A 22,754-nucleotide genomic window follows, 5' to 3' on the forward strand; every position below is an offset into this window, starting at 1 on the left:
TCTCTTTAAAAAGAGGGCAAGCAGGGAGTCAAACTCCTCCCTTTGAAAAAGGGAGGCTTGGAGGGATTAAAAATCTCTTCTTCTTTTATTTCATAAAAATTGGATCAATTCCTGCATTGGTAGACTGTAAGTAATCAATGAGGCAAACATTTGCCGCTTTAGAGGAGTTGGTCATGCGCGTATCCACCTCACAAATTTATAACATCGCAACTCTGGGAATGGGGCAGGCGCAGTCTGCTGTTACCAAAACCCAGGAACAAATGTCGACCGGGAAAAAAGTATTATCGCCTGCGGATGATCCTGTGGCGGCGACGGCAATTTTGCGTCTCAACCAGGAATTGGCGCGTACCGAGCAATATGGAAAAAATATTAATATTGCAGAGTCCAATCTGAATCTTGAGGAATCGACAACGCAAACCGTGATCGACCTTGTCCAACGTATGCGTGAACTTGCGGTGAAAGCAGGTAACACAGCTATTTATACGTCTACCGATTACAAAGCGCTTGCAGCAGAAGTGGATACACGGATTGCCGAGCTTGCGAACTTGCAAAATACCCGCAATGCATCGGGCCAGTATATTTTTGCGGGTTATAAAGGTGATACCAAACCGTTTGTCAGTGATATTGGTGGTAATTTCACGTATATGGGCGACGAAGGGCAATTGCGTTTGCAAGCGTCCACATCGGTAACTGTGGCGGTCAGTGACTCTGGTAAAAAGCTATTTGTAGATATCCCCAGTGGGCACAACACATTTACTACCTCTGCTGGTACAGGGAACAAAGCCATTCCTCCTGCAGTGATTTCGGTAGGTGAGGTAATTGACCAGCAAGAATTTGATCGTCTTTATCCAGAAGATTTACAGGTTATTTTTACCAAAAATGGTTCAGTGGTGAATTTCACTGTCACTGAGCGTGCCAGTGGAAAAATATTACTGCCTGCGCAACTGTATGTGGCGGGGGATGATATTGAAGTCGCGGGTGCGAAATTTAAAATTTTGGGGAATCCTTATGCGGGTAACCCTGCCATTCCTGCTGAATTGGATTTTGGTGCAGTAGGTGCATTTGATTTTTCCGTAACACCAACGAATGTTTCCATTACTGTTGGTGGAAAAACAGAAACTCTGCTGCTTGATCAAAACGTCACTAACGCAACGGATTTGACTGCTGCTTTTAACAGCGTAGCAGGTACGCCCAGCAATGCGGACAAACTGGCCAATTTGGGTATTACCGTTGACTCAACCGGTTTTCATTCTCCAACCGGTTTGAATATTACCGTGCGTAACGGTACGCCGGATACTGATACAGCGTTGGGATTTAACACGCAAAGTAATGGGACTACTTCCGTTAATTTGCCTTTTGCTTTTGTCAGTGCAGAAGATTTCAGTACATCACCTACGACATTTCAATTGGAAGTGAATGGCCGGACTGAGTCAATTACCTTCAATCAAAACATAACCAACGTCACTGATTTGGCCAACGCATTTCGTACACCGGATAATGCTGCCAAGCTTGCGCGTTTGGGAATTACAGTTACTGATCAGGGATTAATTTCAAATACCAATGCCACCATTACTATCAAGGGTGGCAATCTGGATGTAAATAATGTCACTGGTCTGAACACGCAGGATACGGGTACTTCTTCAACCCGTGGTGTACTTATCGAAACCGGCGATAGTTTTTTTGTGGAATCCACCAACAAGCAAGGCTTACTCACCACGCTCACACGTTTTAGTGAGGCAATGAAATCTGTTGTGGATACACCGGAAAGCAAAGAGGTATTAGCCAAGATCGTTGCCAAAACCTTGACCAATTTGCAAAACGCAGTAACCAATCTTACTTCTGTGCAGGGTGAAATGGGATCGCGCTTGAATACACTGGAGAGTAGCAAGGAGTTAAATCTGGATATTACGTTGTCTACCAAGACAGTATTGTCCGGCTTACAGGATTTGGATTATGGCGAAGCCTCTATTCAATTAACCATGCAATCATTGGTGTTGAATGCAGCACAACAAAGCTTTGCCAAAGTTAGCCAGTTATCGCTTTTTACTTATTTATAATCTTCATCGCTCTATGAATCACTTTATGAATTGATGCTCACTACTTTTGTTGATTGCCTGACATCAATTCATGGAGTGTCCGCAAAATGAGTGCGTCACCATCGCCGCTCTATATCGTCTCACTACATCATCGTCTTACTATAATGAAGACTTGATGTAATGGCATGTAAGTCATAATTTATACGCAGGTCAGTTATCTTTTGCTAATCTTGCACTATAGCGTTAGTCTGCCTTTAGCCATTATTAAGAGTTGTTCTATTACGTAGAGTTGTATTTATGGATATCAACCCTTTGCTTGACCCTTTAGTTCGTGCGCTCAGTCAATCAAAAGCTCTTTTGTCTCTTGCCCAAGCGGGTGATTGGGAATCGTTTGAAACCTTGGTGCAACAGCGCCAGCAGGGTCTTTTATCGCTTAGCGACCACGAGTACCTGCAATCATTAGCGCAAGCGGATCTTGAAACTGAAGCGGCAGGATTAATTGAAGAAATTCAGTTGATCAACAAAGAATTATCTTCTCTGGCGGAAGCAAACCGGGATAATGCCGCGTCAGAATTGCGTCAAAATGGAAGAGCAGCAAAAGCAATTGATGCGTATGGCGGCTAATTGACGTCATGCGTGTTGCTTATAACGCTTTGTGCTTATTTTTAGTAATTCCTCGTACAAAAAGTTTATTCCTGCCATAAAAAATTTCTAAAGCTCCTTCTGGATGTGTCGATAACCTAGTTAGAAGTGCTGATTAAGCTGTTAGCGTCAGACTTCATCAACCGACACTAGCAGCATGGCCTTCCTACTTGATCAGCCACTGCGTACTTTAAATCCAGGAGATTCATCATGGCTTTAGTAATTAACACAAACGTCGCCTCTCTGAATGCACAACGTCAGTTGATGAGCTCAGGCAACGCGCTTGACCGCTCCACCGAGCGTTTGTCTTCCGGTATGCGTATTAACTCTGCAAAAGACGACGCTGCCGGTTTGGCGATCGCCAACCGTATGACCTCACAGGTTCGCGGTCTTGACCAAGCAATCCGTAACGCTAACGACGGTGTATCTCTGATTCAAACCGCTGAAGGTGCGCTGTCAGAATCTACCAACATCCTGCAACGTATGCGTGAACTGTCAGTACAGTCCGCAAACGGTATCTACAACGCCAGCGACCGCGCCACTCTGAACGCCGAGGTAAAACAACTTGTCTCTGAATTGGATCGTATCGCCAAAACCACCGCGTTTAACGGCCAAAATCTGTTAGATGGCAAGTTAGGTAAAGTGGAGTTGCAAGTAGGTTCTGCGGCTAACCAAACCGTAACATTAAAAGTTCCAGCGATGGATGCCAAAACTCTGGGTATGGGTTCTACCAGCGTGGATTTGATGGGCGGTTCTACTACCGCAATTGCAGATACTCTGGATTTGGCAGAAAACGACGTGATGATCAATGGCCAGTCAATCATTGCCGCTGGTGAAAGTTGGATTGGTGGTACCGATGACCTTGATGAGTTGATTGATAAAATCAATACCAACGTTAATGGTGTTACTGCTTCTACTTTAGCTGTTGCTGAGGCAACCAGTGTAGGTACTGGTATTTTGGAAGATGCCCAACAAATGGAAGTAGCTGTTACCAAGCTGGATGGCAGTATAACTACAGTTATTGTACGTGATACCAAAAACCTGAATGATTTGGTAGATAAGCTCAATTCTGAGGGTAATGGTTTAATCAGTGCTTCGTTGAATGACGAGGGTAAATTAACCATAAGCGCTGAAAATGCAACTCAAATCGCTGTGACTGACGGCGCCAGTGCAGGCGGTACCGGTATTACAACTGCGGGCACTGCGAAACTGGTATTGACTGCGGACAATGATGATCCAATTACTATCACTCGCGGCTCAACCGGTACCCTTGAAGATTTGGCTGCATTAGGTTTCCGCGAAAACAACAAAGCCGGTACAGTGGAAGGTGGTGGTATGTCAGATCCTACCACTGAGTGGGGTGCAGGCGATTTAAAAATCAATGGTGTAGTCATTGATAACGATGAGACTGATAGTTTGCAGGGAAAAGTTGATGCGATAAATCGTTCATCGGTTGAGACTGGCGTGCAGGCAAGTGCGTTTACAAGTGCTGCATTAGACTTCGATGGCGTTGATTTGTCTGCCTTAGCAGGTACCTTCGAACTTAATGGTGTTAGTGTTGCTGCTGCCACAAGCTTGACGGGCATTGTGGATGCGTTTAATGCCGTGTCAGATTCAACCGGTATTACAGCTACTTTGTCGGGTACACGGGTAATTATTGAGGGTAATGTAGCCTCAATGACGTTTGCTGACGGTGGTGGTGGTGTTGTGGCTGCGTTAGGCGCATCTAATCTTGAATATATTGAAGATGGTGCCTTTGTTTCGGGTGCGGTGGGCGCAGCTACTGTTGATGGTGGTATTAAGTTGACCAGTGTTAGCGGCAACCCTATCCAAATTGATTTTGCAGCCGATTTAAGTGATGGAGATCGTGATGCAAACTATGGCTTCTTGGAGAGTAACGCTGCTGGTACAGCTAGCTTCGGCGCAGCAATCTCATCAATCAGCATCGACACCGCTGCAAACGCTCAAAAAGCAATTAAGGTAATCGACAACGCATTGACCACCATCAGTGATGTGCGTTCAGAGTTGGGTGCGATCAACAACCGTTTGGACTTCACCATCTCCAACCTGGCGAACATTTCAGAGAAGACTTCATCAGCGCGTTCACGTATCACTGATGCTGACTTCGCAGCGGAAACTGCAAACCTGAGCCGTTCACAAGTGTTGCAACAAGCGGCCTCGGCGATGTTGGCTCAGTCTAATGCTCGTCCACAACAAGTACTGTCTCTCTTGAGATAATACAGGCTACTTCCGGGCTAGCTAATCCCAGCTAACCCGGAAGAACATTTTTAGTGAGGAACAGATTATGAATGACATCACTAAAGTTGCTTCGAATCCGGTACAAGCGAAAGCTTCGCCGGTTTCGTCGTTGCCTGGCGCAAGAGGTCAAAAAACCGGCAATGATTTGCCGCCTGCCGCAGAAGCGGCAAGATCTTTACCTAAAGATCCTGTCAATTCTCAGGCGGTGCAAGAGCGTGTTCAGGCAGCCGTGGCTCAAATGAATGAGTATATTCAGTCAACCCAGCGCGATTTAAACTTCTCATATGATCCTGATTCAGGTGAGACAGTTGTGAAAGTTTTGGATCGCACAACGCAAGAAGTTATTCGTCAAATCCCTGATGAAATTTTCTTGCGGCTGGCGCAAAGCCACACCCCGGATGAGCCTGGTCAATTATTCAGTGCACAGGCATAAAACCCTTTTAAAACAATAGGTTGTAACGGTTTTAAAAGAGCGGTTTGGCGAGTGTTTTAAAACGAATAGGGCAGCGAAAGCTGCCCTATTTTTTTTGTTTAAAAAATGTAAAACCGATTTGGTTTTTTATTTTTTTAAATTAAAAGCAGAGAAAATTTTCAGCAAATTTGCGTTTCCAATAACTGTCAATTGTGTTTTTGATAAGCGTACTTTTTCTCCTTAAAAATGTTTTGGCATGGTCTGTGCAAAATCGGCTTTAGGCGACCGTATAGAAATCCTGTTTAGTGCAACCCCCGTTAATCAGTGGGTAGCAAATTTCTTAAAAGTCTTGCCACGAAGTTCTGACAGTCCATGCAAGTCGATTAACCGATGGCTTTGAACTTCATTAGTCGGCTTGTCACAGCAATAGAAACTGTGAACAGGAACAATCATTAGGAGATTTATTATGCCTCTAGTCATTAACACCAATGTCGCTTCCTTGAATTCACAGCGTCAATTGATGAGCTCAGGAAATGCGCTCGATCGGGCAAGCGAACGCTTGTCCTCTGGCCAACGTATTAACTCTGCGAAAGACGATGCTGCGGGTCTGGCTATTTCCAACCGCATGACATCGCAAATCCGCGGTCTTGACCAAGCAATCCGCAATGCGAACGATGGTGTATCACTGATACAAACTGCGGAAGGTGCCTTGCAGGAATCGACCAATATTTTGCAGCGTATGCGCGAACTGTCCATTCAGTCTGCGAACGGAATTTATTCCGATGCTGACCGCAAAACACTGGATGCGGAAGTACAGCAATTGATTCTGGAATTGGATCGTATTGCGACGTCTACATCCTTCAACGGCCAAAAATTATTGGATGGTTCGCTTGGAAAAGTGGATCTACAAGTCGGTTCCGATGCAGGCCAAACCATCACCATGAAAATCCCCGCAATGGATGCCAAAACCTTGGGTATGGGCTTTGTGGGTGTGGATATGTTGGGTGGCGAGATTGATTTGGCTGCATTGCAAATCGACGAAAACGATATTCTCATTAATGGTCAATCTGTTGCTAAATCGCTGGAGAGTTTTGATGGCTCCACCGAAACGATGGATAAATTGATTGAACTGATTAATAAAAATGTGTTGGGCATTAATGCTTCTACTTATGCTCAGGCAACGGCGACTGGCGCTGGTACAGGTGTACTGGAAAGTGGCCAAATATTTGAGATTGCGATTACCAAACTGGATGGCTCACAAACCACTATCCAGGTCACCAATACGCAAAACCTGGATGAGTTGGTAGATAAAATTAACACTGAAAGTGGTGGCTTGTTGAGTGCCTCGGTTGGTGAGAACAGTAAGTTGAGTATTGCAGGTATTAATGTCGCAAGCTTTACGGTCACGGACGGAAGCGTGCCGGCCGGCTCTGCTGGCGGTAACATTGCAGGTACTTATTCTGGCCGCCTGGTGCTTGAATCAGAACATGGTGATCCAATTACTATCACTCGTGGATCGACCGGTGACTTGGCGCAACTGGATGCTTTGGGCTTCCGTGAAAATACCAATCCGGGAAATATTGAGGGTATAGGAATTGATACTCCCAATGTGGCCTGGAATGTGGGTGATCTCAGCATCAACGGTGTGATCATCTCCAATAAAAATACTGACTCTTTAGCGGGTAAAGTTGCGGCAATTAACGCTGCGCAAGAAGATACCGGCGTTACTGCTGAAGCATTTGTGTCTGCAACCCTGGATTTTTCTACCACCGATATATCAACCATCACTGGCACGTTTGAGCTGAATGGTGTCGTGATTGATATGGATGCTCCGGCAGCGGTTACCAGCGTTGCGGACATTGTGGCCAGATTTAATGCCGCTACCGATTCAACCGGTGTTTCAGCGAGCTTGCTAGGTACCCGTGTCGTTCTGGAAGGTTCTGCTTCATCGCTCACCTTCAGAGATGGTGCCGGTTCAGTAGCAACCGCATTGGGCGGGGCGTTGCTGGCTCATTCAGACTTCAACAACAACCCGGTGCCTGCCGCTGTTGCTGATGGCGATAGCGTGAATGGTGGTATCAAGCTGAGCAGTGAAAATGGTTCTCCTATTAGCGTGAAGTTGGGTGCTAATGCTGATCCTGATACCTTGGGGATTTTGGAATCCAACGTAACTGCCGAGGGAGCATTCGGTACCGCGATCGCCTCTATCAGTATTGATTCGGTCGAAGGTGCACAAAAAGCGTTGGGCGTTATTGATAACGCGTTGACTACGATCAACGATGCCCGTTCACAGTTGGGTGCGATCAACAACCGTTTGGACTTCACTATGTCCAACCTGGCAAACGTGTCTGAAAAGACATCGGCCTCGCGTTCGCGCATTGTGGATGCAGACTTTGCAGCAGAAACCGCTGCATTGAGCCGTGCGCAAGTCTTGCAACAGGCAGCCCAAGCGATGTTGGCGCAAGCCAATGCGCGCCCTGAGCAGGTATTGCAGTTACTCAGATAAGTTGGGTTTTCGATACATAGAAAACGACAACGCCTTCCGGCACATAAAAAACCGTCGCAACTTGTTGCGACGGTTTTTTTATGGCTTTTTTCAGCCAGTTTCAAGTAGCTCGGCTAGTCTTAAGAAAGTGAAAAACCGGATTCCATTGCATGATCACAATTAGGCGTATGCCAGCAGCACTGTGGGTGTTGCGTATTCTTTTACTGGCGCTGGTGTATTTCATTGCCGGACGTTTGTCGTTGCTTTTAGCCATTCCTCCTGGTTTTGTCACCGGATTGTTTCTCCCCTTGGGCATTGCGTTAGGTGCTGTGCTGATTTGGGGATATTCAATGGGAGTTGGGGTTTTCCTTGGCTCTTTGTTACTTAATATTTCTGTCAGCAATGCCCCTGACTTGTCCGGGCCGACTGTTTTACTTGCGGCTGAAATTGCCAGTGGCAGTGTGCTGGCAAGTCTTGCTGGCCGTGCGCTGATCCGCCGTTTTGTGGGATTCCCTGATAGCTTGACCGATGAGCGGAAAATTTTTGCGTTTTTTGCGTTCGGAGGACCTGTTGCTACCAGTCTGAGTGCAAGTGTAGGTGTATTGGCATTGTGGGTTAATGATGTCATCCAAACCAAACAAATACTTCACAGTTGGTGGACATGGTGGGTGGGCGACACCATTGGTGTATTAATCGCTACACCACTGATGTGTGTATTGTTTGCGGAGCCGCAACATTTTTGGCGGGGCAGGCGCCTTACTGTAGGTGTGCCGCTGGTTGTGAGTAGTTTGATCGTGGTTGCAGTGTTTGTTATGTCGAGTAATAACGAACACAAAAAACTTGCAGATCAATTTCAACAACAGGCACGTTTGGTTGATGATACGGTTCAATCCAGCATGTCGGGTGTTGTTTATACATTAGCGACATTGCGCGGATTATTTTCAGCCTCAGAAGAGGTTACCCGTGAAGAGTTTTCAGCATTTATCAATGATGTGCTTGTCGATAAACAGGGGGTATCTGGATTCTCATGGAACCTGCGAGTGATGCATCGCGATCGTATTGCGTTTGAAAATAAAATGCGCGCTGAAGGCATGAAAAATTTTTATGTTAATGAGAAAAGTGCAAGTGATGCCTTCATTATTGCGCCTGAACAGGAAGAATACGTTGTTATTACTTATATAGAACCATGGACAGAAAATGCGTCTATTTTAGGTTTTAATGTGGCGTCTGATCCCACTCGCGCAATTACCGTCAACCGTGCACGGGATAGTGGCTCATATGCAATGACACAGCCAGTACAGTTGCTACAAGATGTTCAGCTATCACCCGGTGTGATTGTGTATTTTCCTGTGTACGACATCATCAAGCGTTTGGATACAGTAGCTGAACGTAGGGAGCATATCCTTGGTTATGCAACGGCGATTGTGCGCATTCATGATTTAATTAATTCGACATTGACTCCATTTTCATCGGGTGATTTTCATCTTGATATGGTCGATGTAACAGAGCCTGATAAACCACACATATTTTATCGTGTAGGTGAAGCCCATGTTCCGCCTTATGCACAGGAGTTTATCTATCGGAAAAACATCGCTCTTGGGGGAAGAATACTGCAGCTGACGATTAGTCCAACAGAAAAATTTTTAAATGAGCATGTCAGTTTACAATCCTGGTTTGTGTTGGCTGGGGGGTTGTTATTTTGTAGTTTGTTGGGTGGTTTCTTATTGCTGATTAGCGGCAGAACACAGCACATTACCAATTTGGTAGAGCAGCGCACTAAAGAGCTGGCTGCTATTTTAGAGAATGCGGTCGAATCTATTTTAGTGGCGGATGAGCACGGCATTATTCAAAAGGCAAATCAGGCGGCAGCAAAACTATTTCAATATCCTCTGGAGCAATTTACCAGCTTGCATATTGCGGATCTCATTCCGATGTTAGGCGATGCATTTGCATCTACTAATACACAAGCAATAGCAAGCGAATTACGTGAAAGCTTCGGACGTTGTAGCAACGGCAAAGAAGTGGCGATTGAATTGAGTGTTAGTCCTGTAGACATTCACGATCGTCAATTTTTTACTTTTATCATTCATGATGCGACTGAGCGGCGAAAAGTAGAGCGATTAAAAAGTGAATTTATTTCCACGGTCAGCCATGAATTGCGTACACCGCTAACCTCGATTAAGGGCGCTTTAAGTATTGTCACCAGTGGCACCATGGGCGAGTTGCCCAGCAACATAAATAATTTATTGGGAATTGCGAGTAGTAATGCGGAAAGGTTATCCCGTTTGGTGAACGATATTCTGGATATCGAAAAATTGGAATTCGGTAATGTGCAATTAACCCTCAAGCCACACAGGGTGTATCCACTGCTACAACAGTCGATTGAACAAAATTTTGGTTACGGAGCACGCTACGGGGTGAAGTTACAGTTAGATGTACCTTCGGAGTCAGCTATGACTGCAGTAGCCAATATGGATGCAGATCGGTTCTTGCAAATCATGGCTAATCTGATCTCCAATGCGGTGAAGTTTTCTTTTCTGGACGGTGTCGTGAAGATTGTTTTGGCCACTGAGGGAGAGAAAATAAGAATCTCTGTTATCGATGAAGGGCAGGGTATGGCTGATGATTTTCGTCAGCATGTTTTCAAAAAATTTGCCCAGGCTGATTCGTCAAATACCCGGCGGCGCGATGGTACCGGGTTGGGGTTAAGTATTACCAAGGTTATGATTGAACGAATGGGTGGGAAAATTGATTACCGTTCTGCTTTAGGTAAAGGAACCACATTTTTCTTTACTTTGCCTCTGCATGTAGGCGATGTAGGCGAATAGCCTGATTCAGAGAGCCTTGCAGCATAAAAGGTACATGAATTGGCGTAGTTTGTGCTCTATTGGATATAAGGGAAATCTTTCCTTAAAAAGCGGCAAAACCGGCTAAAGTTTGCCCGTGCGCTGCCGCTAACTTATGGCAAGCGGTAATTTTTGGCGTGGAGGTACCTATGGTGAACAGTACATCGAGCACAACCAACAACAATGGCGCGACAGGCTCCAGCATTATCAGTGCTCTGGGGACCGGTTCGGGCATTGACTCGAATAAGCTGGCTGACCAGTTGACCGAAACTGCCCATATCGTGCAGACCAACAGGCTGACCTCCAAGAAAACCTTATTGGAAACCCAAATTTCCGATTACGGCCTGCTGCGTAGCTCTCTATCCAAACTTGAAACCGCTGCCGCCGCTTTGGGGAGCTCCGATACATTTAACGCCAAATCCTTATCGGTGCCCGATACCAATCTCCTCAGTATTACCAAGCTTGATGCGAAAGCCGCTGCGGGTGGTTATCAAATCAAAGTCGAGCAAACTGCACAGTCCCAATCGCTAAGTTCCGGTACTTTCAGCTCCATGACTGACCCTATCGGTAAAGGTACCTTGGTCATCCGTTTGGGTGAATGGAATGCAGGTTTAAATGATTTTGAAGTTGATGCCAGCAAGAGTGCCGGTGGAACAATCACCATTGATGACGGCAACAACTCCCTGATTGGCCTGCGTGATGCAATTAACAAAGCGAACTTTGGTGTCGCTGCAAGTATTGTGAGCGATGGTGGCTCTTACAAACTGTTACTGACGTCCAAATCGGGTGCCAAAAATGAAATAGAAATCACCGCAACAGAAGATCCGGGTGCACTTGGCCTTGCAAGTTTTGATTTTAATGAAACCACGCGTAATTTGACCCAACAACAAGAAGGGTTGGATGCAAAAGTGCGTGTGAATGGCTTATTGGTAAGCCGCGAATCCAACCAAATCAAAGATGTTGTTGATGGGTTGGAGTTTGATTTATTTGGTGCTTCGCTGACTGAAACTATCAGTATTTCGATTAATGAAGACAAATCTGTTGCAGAAAAAACCATTCGTGATTTTGTAACGGCATACAACACGTTTAAAACAGAAGTTGAAAAATTAGTGGGTTTTGATGCAGAGCTGAAAGATTACGGCAGTTTGAAAACCGATCCTCTCGCAAAAAATTTGATGCAAGGTATCCGCAATTTTCTCTCCAGTTCGATCCCGGGTTTAAGCGATGGTTTTACTGCGCTTTCCAGTCTGGGTATCCGCACCGAGAGAGATGGCTCACTGAAAATTGTTGAAAATGAAGAAAATACAGGTTTTCGCGCAGCAATCGATACCCATTTCGATAAGGTGCGGGATTTGTTTGTGCCCAAGGTATCGGCATCCGTAACCAATATTGAAGTTTCCAAATACACAGCGCAAAGTAAACCTGGCACCTATGATGTTGTGATTACCCAGCAACCTTCAAAAGGAAAACTGACCGGTGCAGCAATAGGTGTCGCCTTTCCGCTAGACACTACCGGAAAGGATTACAACTTCAAACTTAAATTGGATGGCATTGAAACGGGCTTGATTACTTTGCCCGCCGGAAAAACTTATACAACTGAAGGTGAGTTGGCTGCTGAAATCCAAAGTTTGATCAATTTGGACACTAATTTAAAAACAGTGAAGTCAACGCTTGCGGTGAGTATTGAAGCAGGAAAGTTGGTGTTTACCTCTAATTCTTACGGCAGCTCCAGTAAAGTGGAATTTACAGCGATATCAACTGATATGGCGGATTTGGGAATTAGTCTTGGTGCAGGTGTGTCGGGCACCGATGTTGGTGGAACTGTGGCCGGAAGAGCTGCGTTTGGTTATGGCAATGTGTTGCTGCCTGCATTGGGGACTGATGCAGAAGGCTTGAGCATGACAATTCAACCAGGTGCAACGGGCGGCACGGTTACATTTTCGCGCGGTTTTGCTGGTGGTTTAACCAACATTGTGAATGATTACCTTAAATCTTCCGGTGTCATTAAAGAGCGCGAAGAGAATATCAGCAAAGAAATTAAAGGTGTCGAGGAAGATCAAACTGATTTGACTCGTCGCAGTGATGCCTATAGAGCGCGCTTGATGGCGCAGTTCCAGGCAATGGAAAGCATTGTCCGCTCACTCAACTCTACTGGTGATTTTTTGGATGGTATTCTCGATCGCTTACCTTTCACAGCCAAAAATAGTTAATTCGCAGAATTAGCCGTGCGCGATTTTTCACTCAGGTGCGCAGCCTGTTCGCGCACCTGACATTCATGTATTTCCCCGTTTTTTTTGATTCCTTATTGTTCTTTGCTGAATCTTGATCTTTGAATCATAGTTTGCGGTATACCTATTCTTTAGCTATTTGATGAATAAGCCATTTCATAATTAACAATCAACGGGTGGGTAGCTTATGTCAAAGGTATTTGCACTTATTCCTGCGCGTGGTCGATCCAAGAGCCTCTGGCAAAAAAATATTGCTCCTGTACTGGAGCAACCCCTTATCGCCTATAGCATTCAAGCAGCCCATGATTCAGAAGTGATCGATGCAATTTTTGTCTCGTCTGATGATGACCAGATCCTGTCAGTTGCGCATTACTACAATGCGGAGCGATTTAAACGCGATCCGCATCTGGCAAAAGATGAATCAACCATAGATGCTGTCGTGGCAGAATTTATCCATCGCATGAAGCTGGCGGGTAAAGACATTGTTATTTTATTGAAACCTACATCACCACTGCGTACAGCAAGGCATATCCGTGAAGCACTTGCAGAGTTTAATGATTTTCCTACCTGCCAGAACCTAATCAGTGTTTATGAAATTAATAATGCGTACATGAGAGCCTATGTTGGCGGTGGGGAATTTTTACATCCTCTGGCTGGTGAGCATTCATCTTATTATTGTAGAAAGGATTTGCCATCGCTTTACATGCCCAATGGTGCAATTTACATTTTCAAAGTTGATGACTTTATGCGTGAGGAAAAAATTCCGCTCACGCATATTGTTCCATACTTGATGCCAGCGTCTGACAGTATTGAGGTATGTAGCGTGAACGATCTACAGCTTGTGGAGAACCGTTTGCGCGAAAGAATCAATTCCTGAACTGAATGGCTTAAGGGGATTTTTTCAGTTCTTCTGCTTCCTTTTTTAACGCTTCTTCAAATTCACGTTGTTCCTGTTCAAGTTTACGTTGCTCTTTATCCGCGTCAGGCACTAACGGGGTTAATTGTTCTTGTGCTTTTTTCTGCGCATTCTCTTTTGCTTCATTCACCGTGGCATCGACTTTTTGATTGACCTTCTCCGCTACCGCCTCTACAGGGTTGTTAATAATATCCTGAACATTTTCCAACGCTTTTTGTTTTTCCTCGACGACTTTTTTGGCCGCCTGTGCTTTGTCGTAAGCGCGTTGTAGTTCTTGTGGTAGCACTGGTGTAAGTTTCTCTTTTGCTCCTTCAATCTGTTCAGAGAATATTTCGGGAGTGCCATCTTTAATCAACATAACTGCCATTTGGTTGGTGTCCGCATTCCAGACCATAGCCGCTTTGTCGGTTATAGCTTTTGCTTGCGGTGGTGCATAGCGGGATGCCACATAAAACAGAGCGCCTTCCTGTTGAATCTCCTGGGCGGTGCGTAGCAGCTTCATGGTGGGCTCATACTTATCGCCCAATAATGCTGTCATCCGATCCTTAATGATGGGGGCTTCAAAAAAGTTGACTTCATTCGGGTCAAATCCCACCAAGGGTTTTAGGAATGACCACATGAGCTTGCTTTGCAATTGATTGCCGATTAACAGTGAGGACACGCAAGCCGAAAGAAACAGGCAAATACACATAATAGAGAGTGGTTTGATCAAGCGCATAAAGAATCCGTTGAATCAGTCAGTAGAATTAGTGCGGCAGTGTACGCAATGGGCGATATAACGTACATAAGCTGTTTTTAGGCCGGGTTGGTTGTTTACTGTGCTATTGCAGTTACGCCCACAGTTACTTCCGTAAATAACCTCAAATTATGCAAGGTTATTTGCTATATTTTGATTTTCTTTCATACACAAGGAAAGCGTCTTGAAAATTTTAGTAGCTATTAAGCGCGTACCGGATGCGAATACCCGGGTACGTCCTCTTGCAGATGGAAGTGGTGTAAATATTGCCAATACCAAAATGGTGTTGAATCCATTTTGCGAAATTGCCGTCGAGGAGGCCATCCGCTTTAAAGAGCGCGGCATCGCCAATGAGGTAGTGGTTGTCAGTATCGGTGCTTCAGTCGTGCAGGAACAGTTGCGGAGTGCCCTGGCCTTAGGAGCGGATCGCGCTATCCACATTCTGTCGGATATACCTCTAGAGCCATTGGGTAAAGCCAAAGTGTTAGCTAATGTTGTCAAGCAGGAAAATCCAGGGTTGGTGCTGTTGGGTAAGCAATCTATTGATGGTGACCACAACCAGGTTGGCCAGATGCTGGCGGCCTTATGCAAGTATCCTCTGGCGACATTTGCCTCGCAGATCGAGCTAAAAGGCAATGAGATATGGGTGACGCGAGAGTTGGATGTTGGCCTGCAAACCCTTGCGCTCCGTTTGCCTGCGGTCGTTACAACAGATTTGCGTCTTAATGAGCCGCGTTATCCCACTATGCCGAATATTATGAAGGCGCGTCAGAAACCGCTGGCGATTATTCCCATCGCTGAATTGGCCGTGGATGTTGAACCCCGTTTACGGGTGTTTGATTACCAGGCTCCAGCTGAGCGTAAGCCCGGCATTAAAGTGGGTAGTGTGGCGGAGTTAGTGGAAAAGTTGTGGCAGGAGGCCGGGGTGATATGAGTACAACACATGAATCACGCGCAGCATTGGTTGTTATTGAGCTTGATGGTACAGAGTTTTGCGATATTAATTGGAGAGTGATGGGCGCTATTGCCCGCCTGCGGGAATTTGGCGCATTAAACGTGGACTTGTTGCTGGCAGGATGGAAATGTGGAGCGGCCGTTGATATTGCCGCAGCAATCCCGGGAGTCCGGCAAGTTCTGGTTGTGGATGACGAACGCTGTGAATTCCAGCTGGCAGAGGTTGTTGTACCTTGGCTGGCAGCACTTGTTGATGGTTATTCTTACGTGCTGATCGGCGCAACAGCATTCGGTAAGAATCTGTTGCCGGGTGTGGCCGCTCTTGTTGATAGCCAGCCCGTGACCGATGTCATCGCCATAGAAGCACACAATGTCTTTGCTCGTACTTGTTACGCCGGTCGGGTAATTGAGCGTGTTGCAAACCTGCAGCCAATCCAGTTACTGAGTATTCGCGGTACTGCGTTTGCTGCAATCACGCAAAGAAGCTCATCGATTCCGGCACCAATAACAAGGCTCACACCTCCAGCCGTTCAGGAGCATAGCCGTGTTGTCCGGCAGGAGCGGGTAGCATCTGAACGGCCAGAGCTCACATCGGCACGGGTTGTGGTCTCTGGTGGGAGAGGAATACAAAGCCGTGAGAACTTTCAATTACTGTACCGATTGGCGGATAAGTTATGTGCAGCGGTTGGTGCATCCCGCGCGGCCGTCGATGCTGGTTTTGCTACAAATGACATGCAGGTTGGCCAGACGGGGAAGGCGGTTGCTCCGGAGTTGTATATCGCAGTAGGTTTGTCGGGTGCAGTTCAGCACGTGGCGGGCATGCGTGATGCTAAGGTAGTTGTGGCAATTAATAAGGACCCGGATGCCCCTATTTTTCAGGTGGCAGACTACGGGTTGGTTGCAGATTTATTTGAGGCAGTGCCGGAGTTGATTGAGCGTTTATAAAGCGAATAAGAAGCCGCTTTTCTTGATGATTTTCGCTACAATGTCGCCTCTGTTTTTATCCCTCTTCTTTATTTTTCAGGTTTTATTGCGCATGACATTCGAACAATTCGAAACTTGGGCCATGTATATTTGTGTTGGTGGCTTAGTAGTGTTTATGTTTTTTATTGTGTGGGATCTCGCTAAAAAATCCAAAGCCGGCAAGTTTGGTACTTTTGTGCTGTTCGGTGTGCTTGGATTTGCGATTATGGTTTTTGTTATCAAAGAAGTATTCGTCCATATTCTCGGTTAAAGCATTGAAATTTATTTTTTAGTGCTTCAACCCTGCGCCTACAACTGGATACCTTATGCTCCATTTTTTTGTTCCCGCCACTAAGGTGCAAAAAGACCGCGCCATCATGCGTGAAACAGATGCACGCGTAGCCAAGTACAGCCGACGTGGCTTGATACTGAACTTCATCGTCTTTGTACTGTGTTTGGCATTCGGTGATTTTCAGGAAAAAGAGCACAATCTAGCCATTGTCCTGGTGACGGGCCTGCTGCTGGTGACACTCGGGCGTAGTTACTATCTCTTCCGTTTTGACACTCTCTATGCGCGTGCGCCAACACGTTGGCGCAACCAATACTTTTTTGCATCTTGCCTTGGTGCTGCCTGGTGGAGCGCAATTCTGGTAACGCTCACCTGGGTACAGGGTATGCGTGATGAAACACTGGTGATGTGGCTGTACTCGGTAGTGTTTTATTCCAGTGTTGCCAACGTATTTGCGCCTTACAGACATTTTCTCAGTTTGTATTTAGCGATAGGCCAGATTCCTGCTGCCATTACCGCAATTTTATTAGGTACTGCAGAAGGTGCCCTCTATGGCTGCATCATGCTGGTGTTTTATGTGATGCTCAGTCACCAGGGCAAAGTAACATCACTAGCGTATTGGGAGCGTTTGGAGGCTCATTATTCACTGCGCGAGCGCGCACAGGGGTTGGAAAATGAAAAGCGTAGTTCCCAAGCGCAAATTGAATTAAAAAATGAATTTCTGGTTAATCTCGGGCAGGAAATCCGTTCATCTATCAGCGATGTAATGAGTACTTTGTCATTGATCGATGACAGCCAATTATCTGAACATCATCGCGAGTTACTGGCGACGGCGAATAAAGCCACTGGCAGACAAATCGATCTGGTTAACAACGTCGTTGATTTTTCCAAAATTACGACGAAAACCTTGGTACTCGATGAAGTTGAATTTGATTTGCGCCGGGTTTTGGAAAAATTTGTCCAGGATTTTACGCTCGATGCGCATCAGCAAGGTATAGAGCTGTATTACAACTTTGACCCTAATATGCCATTGCGGGTGAAGGGCGATGTCACGCGCCTGAATCAAATCCTGGCAACACTACTCAACCATACACTGAAAGCGAGCCGAATAGATCATGTGTATATTGAGGCCCGTTTTCATCAAGAGCAGGATGACTTCGGTGAGCTGCAAGTCATTATCAGTGACGGCGAAAAAAATATCGCCGGTGAAAATGATCCTGAAGCTTATGAAAGCAAACAGACGGGTATCGGCCTTTCAATTTGTAAAGGTTTGGCTGAGTGTATGGGTGGAAGTATTCATCTGCGCGAAAATAAAAATCGCGGCAACCGGATTTTTATTAATGTCGCATTGCAGGTCATTTCCCATGAAGAGCGCCGTTTTGGTTCTGAACAAAAGTTGCGTGGTAAACGAGCGCTTTTAGTAGATTTGCCAGATAGTAATGCCAACGCGTTGGCCGATGAGATTAATGCTTGGGGTATGAGTACCACCATTGTGGCCGGGCAAGAGCAGGCAATTGCCAAATTGCGCGAGCAACGGGCCAGCTCAGCGCCGTTTGATATGGTGCTCATTTTTACCAAGCTAAACAATATGAATGGTTTGGCGTTGTCCCGTGAGATTGTGTCTCACCCCGATATTGCAGATGTTAAACAAATTATTGCGATGAGTATTTTGCAGAGCGATAGCCCGGAGATGAAATTACACCTGCGTACTTATCCGCAGGTGAGCATTATTGAAAAACCCATTATGCGCCGCCGTCTGCTTGATATTGCAGTGCAAAAATTATTAAACCTGAATAGTGAAGATGAGCAGCGAAAAACCATTGATAAAGAAACTGTTGGAATGGTGGTTGTGCCGCGAGTCTTGCTGGTGGAAGATCATCGTGTCGATCAAATGGTCATCAGCGCTATGCTCAAAAAACTCGGCTGTTATGTGCAAGTAGCGCAAAACGGTTTGGAGGCGGTAGAAATTGTTGAAAAAGAGCGCTTTGATTTGGTGTTGATGGATTACGACATGAAAGAGCAAGACAGTATTGTTGCCACAGAAAAAATCCGCAACTATGAACGCATGACACACAGTGTGCGCCGTCTACCTATTATTGCTGTAACCTCAGCACAATCTGAAACCGATCAGGATGTCTATCTGTCTGCGGGTATGGATGATCACATTAGCAAGCCGATCCGCTACGATGATCTGGATGTGAGGCTTCAACGTTGGCTTGAACAGTCTGGCGTTTAACAAGGTATGAGCAAAGAAGCGTTTATATTCGTAAACCTGCAAGCTGGGTCAAAATGCCGCTGATAAAATCAGCGGCATTTTTATTTTCAGGCAGCTGATTTTAAAACTATGCTGTAAGGCATGCATGCCTTCAATATCACCAGATCACTATTATAAAACTACTATAAAAAACCAAACAAACCATCAAACACTACATATAAAACAAACAGCGCATAAAGGGTTGGCAATGAACAGAGTTCATCAGAGTAATACCATTTCGTCTGTCTTCATGTCGTTTCTCCATCTTGTGGGGGCGGTAGCAGTCATTTTTGGCTTGGCGGCCTGCGGGAAAACAGAACCTCCCCCGAGCACAGTGAAAAAAGAGCAGTCCACGCAAGAAACTGTTGTTGGAGCCAAAATACTGGTGTTCAGTAAAACAGCAGGTTGGCGTCATGATTCCATTCCTGCAGGCATTGAAGCCTTGCAGAAGCTGGCAGCTGAAAATCAATTTACGGTTGTTGCGAGCGAAGATTCAAGTGTATTTACAGATGCTGAGCTCAGCCAATTCAATGCAATCATTTTCTTAAACACAACGCTCAATATTCTTGATGAGAATCAGGAATTGGCAATGGAGCGATACATTCAAGCAGGTGGTGGTTTTGTTGGGGTGCATGCCGCAGCAGATACGGAGTGGGAAGGTGACTGGTTTTGGTATCGCAACCTGGTGGGCGCTGTTTTTAAAAACCACCCGAATGAGCCAAGTAATGTGCAGGTGGCAACCGTCAATTTCACTGATAAAAAACATCCTTCAACCGAAAAAATGCCAGATGCGTTTTCTATGGCAGATGAATGGTACAACTATCGCGATATGTATGAATTTATCAACGTCGTAGCCAAGGTTGATGAATCTACTTATGTCGGCGGTGAGCATGATCACGATCATCCTATTTCCTGGTATCACGAATACGATGGTGGCCGTGCGTTTTATACTGGTATGGGACATTCAGCTGAGGTTTATTCCAATCCTGATTTCCTGAAACATTTGTTGGGTGGTATCACCTACGCAGTTGGTCTCAACCATCGCCCGGGTTTTACACCGCGTTTGGATTACTCCAAATCCCGTCCGGAAAATAATCGTTTCATTAAAAAAACCTTGGTTGAAAATTTGGATGAGCCAGTCAAGTTGGCATTTTTTCCTAATGGCGACGCTCTTATTGCATTGCGTCCGGGAAAATTCCAGCGTGTTGATTACAAAACCAATCAACTAAGCGATGCCGGAAAATTAGTGACTGCTTATGATAAATATCAGGAGTGGGGGCTTGTTGGTGTAGCGGTAGATCCTGAGTTTGCAACCACGCAAGCTATTTATGCAGCCTTCACTACAAAAGATGAAGCGGGAAATATCTATCAGCGGTTGTCCCGTTTTTTGTGGCGCAATAATCAGGTAGATGCAGCGACAGAGCAAATGATCCTGCAGTATCAGATTGATAATAACTGCTGTCACACCGGTGGTGATTTACAGTTTGGCCAAAATGGCGAATTGTTTTTTTCAACGGGCGATAACACCAACCCACATGATCAAGATGGTTACGCTCCTGTAGATCTTCGCCCTGGTATGAAGAAAAATGATGGTATGCGCGGGCCCGGCAACACTCAGGATTTGCGCGGTAAAGTATTGCGCATCAAGCCGAAAGCAGAAGGCGGATACGATATCCCGGAAGGGAACCTCTTCAGTGATGCTGCCCAAGGTCGCCCAGAAATTTACGTAATGGGTGCGCGTAACCCATACAGTATTACTTACGATAAAAAAACCAGCACATTGTTTTATGGTGATGTCGGACCTGATGCAAGCAACGACTCTGAAGAAAAAGGTTCACGCGGTTACGATGAGGTTAACCGTGTAACAGCGCCAGGAAATTTTGGTTGGCCGTTAGTTATTGGCCAAAATCGCCCATACAAACAATACGATTACGTCAATAAAAAAACGGGCGAGTTCGTTGATGTAAATGCCCCTGTTAATTATTCACCGAACAACACGGGTGCAAAACAATTGCCACCTGCACAACCGGCATTTATTGCATATCCTTATGGGATTTCCGATGTTTTCCCTGAATTGGGTACAGGTGGACGTACAGCATTGGTTGCCGATGTTTATCGTGCGAACGAGTATCCCGAATCAGTAAATCGCTATCCAGCGTATTACAACGAAAAATTATTTATTGTTGAATTTATGCGCGCCTGGGTAAAAGCCGTAAGCTTCGATGCACAAGGGCGCATTCATAAGATTGAACCATTTGCACCGCAAATTAATTATGCATTACCGATTGATGCACGCTTCTCACCCGATGGCACTTTGTATGTGCTTGAATACGGTCTTTCGTGGTTCACCGGAAATCCAGATGCCCGTCTTGCCCGTATTGAATACGTAGGTGCAGGCAATCGTCCACCTATTGCAGAAATTGCTGTCAATAAAAGCCAGGCGGGAATTCCTGCTGCCATTCATGCATCAGCCAAAAAATCAGTCGACCTCGACAGCGATAAGATGGCTTATAAATGGGTATTGGGGTGTGCGGATAATAGTTGTCCACAACGGCAGTTGGGTGACGCTACTGAAGTGAACTTATCGTTTGATAAGGCTGGAAAATACAATTTGGCATTAACCGTGACAGATGTTCATGGTGCAACTTCATCCACAAATACCCAACTTGATATTGGCAATGAGCCTTCGCAGATCGAATTTTCGTTAAACCAAAACCAATCATTTTATTGGGCTGACACAAGCAAGCTGAACTACACCTTCACTGTTCAGGATCAAGAGGACGGTGCCGTTACCGAGGTCGACAACAGCAACCCGTTAATCACATTTGAATATATTTCACCGGTCAGTAAAAAAGGGCAGGGGCATCAGGTTGTAGATGTTATCCAACAAGCAAAAGCATTGGTTGATGCGAATAATTGTCTTGGTTGCCATAAGGTAGATGAAAAGCTGGTTGGCCCGGCATTTCGCGATGTTGCCCGTAAATACCAAAATGACCCGAATGCAATTAAGTATTTGGTCAATAAACTTGCTAACGGCGGTGCCGGTGTTTGGGGTGAGATGAATATGCCAGGCTTCTCTGGCTTGAGTGATGCAGATCGTACTGCGTTGGCGACTTATGTTTTGTCGCTGGCAGAAGATAACTCGCCTAAAGGTTTACCTTTATCTGGCGTAGTTGCGCTTGAATCCCATCAAAAAAATGTAACCGGCTTAACAGCGAATTCACCATACAGCAGTCTTGGAGATGCCTATAAATTCTCAGCCAGTTATACCGATAAAGTTGCTAATGGTATGCCGTCGATCCAAACGGTTCAGGAGTTCAAGTTAGTCCCTTATCGTTTTGATTTTGATAGTGTATTTAACCCTGACCTGGCATCCAAAGGTGTAGCACAAGATACTTTCAGGGAGATTAAGACGATCAAGTTCAATGCGGATGATAATTGGGCTGGTTTTGCAATAGGCCGATATGATTTGTCATCGGTGAAGTCATTAAAAATTGGGGCACTCTTTTTCAAAGAGCCAACCAAATGGTTAATTGAAGTTCGCCGCGCAAATGCACAAGGTGACGTATTGGCGGAGGGTGTACTGACTCCCCAAGAGCTTAAAACCTACGGCCGTACAGAGATTGTATTAAAAGAGTCTACAGGCTTCTTTGATCTGTATATCCAGGTGAAGCCCGAACAAAAAACGTCTGCTGAGTTGCGTTTGCAAGATATTAGTTTTGAAAAATAAAACT

General features: G+C 45.5%; 14 protein-coding genes. 13 read left to right on the forward strand and 1 reads right to left on the reverse strand.

Annotation, left to right across the window (positions count from 1 at the left end; genetic code table 11):
• The first annotated feature begins 173 nt into the window (after window positions 1-173).
• From flgL to B2739_RS15400, 8 genes are all read left to right on the forward strand, one after another.
• Window positions 174-2,057 carry a flagellar hook-associated protein FlgL gene (flgL, locus tag B2739_RS15365; RefSeq protein ID WP_331346729.1) on the forward strand — a complete coding sequence of 628 codons (1,884 nt, stop codon included), beginning with the start codon at window positions 174-176 and terminating at the stop codon, window positions 2,055-2,057.
• Window positions 2,058-2,333: 276 nt separating this feature from the next.
• The gene (locus B2739_RS15370) at window positions 2,334-2,660 is read left to right on the forward strand and encodes a flagellar protein FliT (protein WP_331346730.1); all 327 of its coding nucleotides are present in this window, start codon (window positions 2,334-2,336) and stop codon (window positions 2,658-2,660) included.
• 228 nt (window positions 2,661-2,888) lie between these two features.
• Complete coding sequence (locus B2739_RS15375; RefSeq protein WP_331346731.1) at window positions 2,889-4,916, forward strand: flagellin; 2,028 nt, start codon at window positions 2,889-2,891, stop codon at window positions 4,914-4,916.
• Between the two features lie 67 nt (window positions 4,917-4,983).
• On the forward strand, window positions 4,984-5,370 hold the full coding sequence (locus B2739_RS15380; RefSeq protein ID WP_331346732.1) for a flagellar protein FlaG: 387 nt from the start codon (window positions 4,984-4,986) through the stop codon (window positions 5,368-5,370).
• 445 nt (window positions 5,371-5,815) lie between these two features.
• Window positions 5,816-7,855 carry a flagellin gene (locus tag B2739_RS15385; protein ID WP_331346733.1) on the forward strand — a complete coding sequence of 680 codons (2,040 nt, stop codon included), beginning with the start codon at window positions 5,816-5,818 and terminating at the stop codon, window positions 7,853-7,855.
• A 149-nt stretch (window positions 7,856-8,004) separates the two neighbouring features.
• Window positions 8,005-10,662 (forward strand): CHASE domain-containing protein, encoded by a 2,658-nt coding sequence (locus B2739_RS15390; protein ID WP_331346734.1) that lies wholly within the window; start codon window positions 8,005-8,007, stop codon window positions 10,660-10,662.
• Between the two features lie 167 nt (window positions 10,663-10,829).
• Window positions 10,830-12,890: a flagellar filament capping protein FliD gene (gene fliD / locus B2739_RS15395; protein WP_331346735.1), complete on the forward strand. Its 2,061-nt coding sequence runs from the start codon at window positions 10,830-10,832 to the stop codon at window positions 12,888-12,890.
• A 205-nt stretch (window positions 12,891-13,095) separates the two neighbouring features.
• Window positions 13,096-13,785, forward strand: coding sequence for an acylneuraminate cytidylyltransferase family protein (locus B2739_RS15400; protein ID WP_331346736.1), 690 nt, complete (start codon window positions 13,096-13,098; stop codon window positions 13,783-13,785).
• Window positions 13,786-13,795: 10 nt separating this feature from the next.
• Here B2739_RS15400 and B2739_RS15405 read toward each other — a convergent pair whose 3' ends face one another.
• Entirely contained in the window at window positions 13,796-14,542 is a 747-nt protein-coding gene (locus tag B2739_RS15405; RefSeq protein WP_331346737.1) for a hypothetical protein, read from the reverse strand.
• 202 nt (window positions 14,543-14,744) lie between these two features.
• On the opposite strand from B2739_RS15405, the gene B2739_RS15410 reads away from it, so the two are divergent.
• The 5 genes from B2739_RS15410 (at window position 14,745) to B2739_RS15430 (ending at window position 22,750) form a co-directional block, all read left to right on the forward strand.
• Window positions 14,745-15,494, forward strand: a complete 750-nt coding sequence (locus B2739_RS15410) for an electron transfer flavoprotein subunit beta/FixA family protein (RefSeq protein WP_331346738.1) — start codon at window positions 14,745-14,747, stop codon at window positions 15,492-15,494.
• Complete coding sequence (locus B2739_RS15415) at window positions 15,491-16,459, forward strand: electron transfer flavoprotein subunit alpha/FixB family protein (protein WP_331346739.1); 969 nt, start codon at window positions 15,491-15,493, stop codon at window positions 16,457-16,459. The genes B2739_RS15410 and B2739_RS15415 overlap by 4 nt, the downstream gene beginning before the upstream one ends.
• A 91-nt stretch (window positions 16,460-16,550) precedes the next feature.
• Complete coding sequence (locus tag B2739_RS15420) at window positions 16,551-16,748, forward strand: DUF2788 domain-containing protein (RefSeq protein ID WP_414633236.1); 198 nt, start codon at window positions 16,551-16,553, stop codon at window positions 16,746-16,748.
• A gap of 55 nt (window positions 16,749-16,803) precedes the next feature.
• Window positions 16,804-19,002 carry a response regulator gene (locus B2739_RS15425; RefSeq protein ID WP_331346741.1) on the forward strand — a complete coding sequence of 733 codons (2,199 nt, stop codon included), beginning with the start codon at window positions 16,804-16,806 and terminating at the stop codon, window positions 19,000-19,002.
• A 226-nt stretch (window positions 19,003-19,228) separates the two neighbouring features.
• Entirely contained in the window at window positions 19,229-22,750 is a 3,522-nt protein-coding gene (locus tag B2739_RS15430; RefSeq protein ID WP_331346742.1) for a ThuA domain-containing protein, read from the forward strand.
• The last annotated feature ends 4 nt before the right edge of the window (window positions 22,751-22,754 follow it).

This window comes from Cellvibrio sp. UBA7661 (assembly GCA_002483365.1).
GTDB lineage: Bacteria > Pseudomonadota > Gammaproteobacteria > Pseudomonadales > Cellvibrionaceae > Cellvibrio.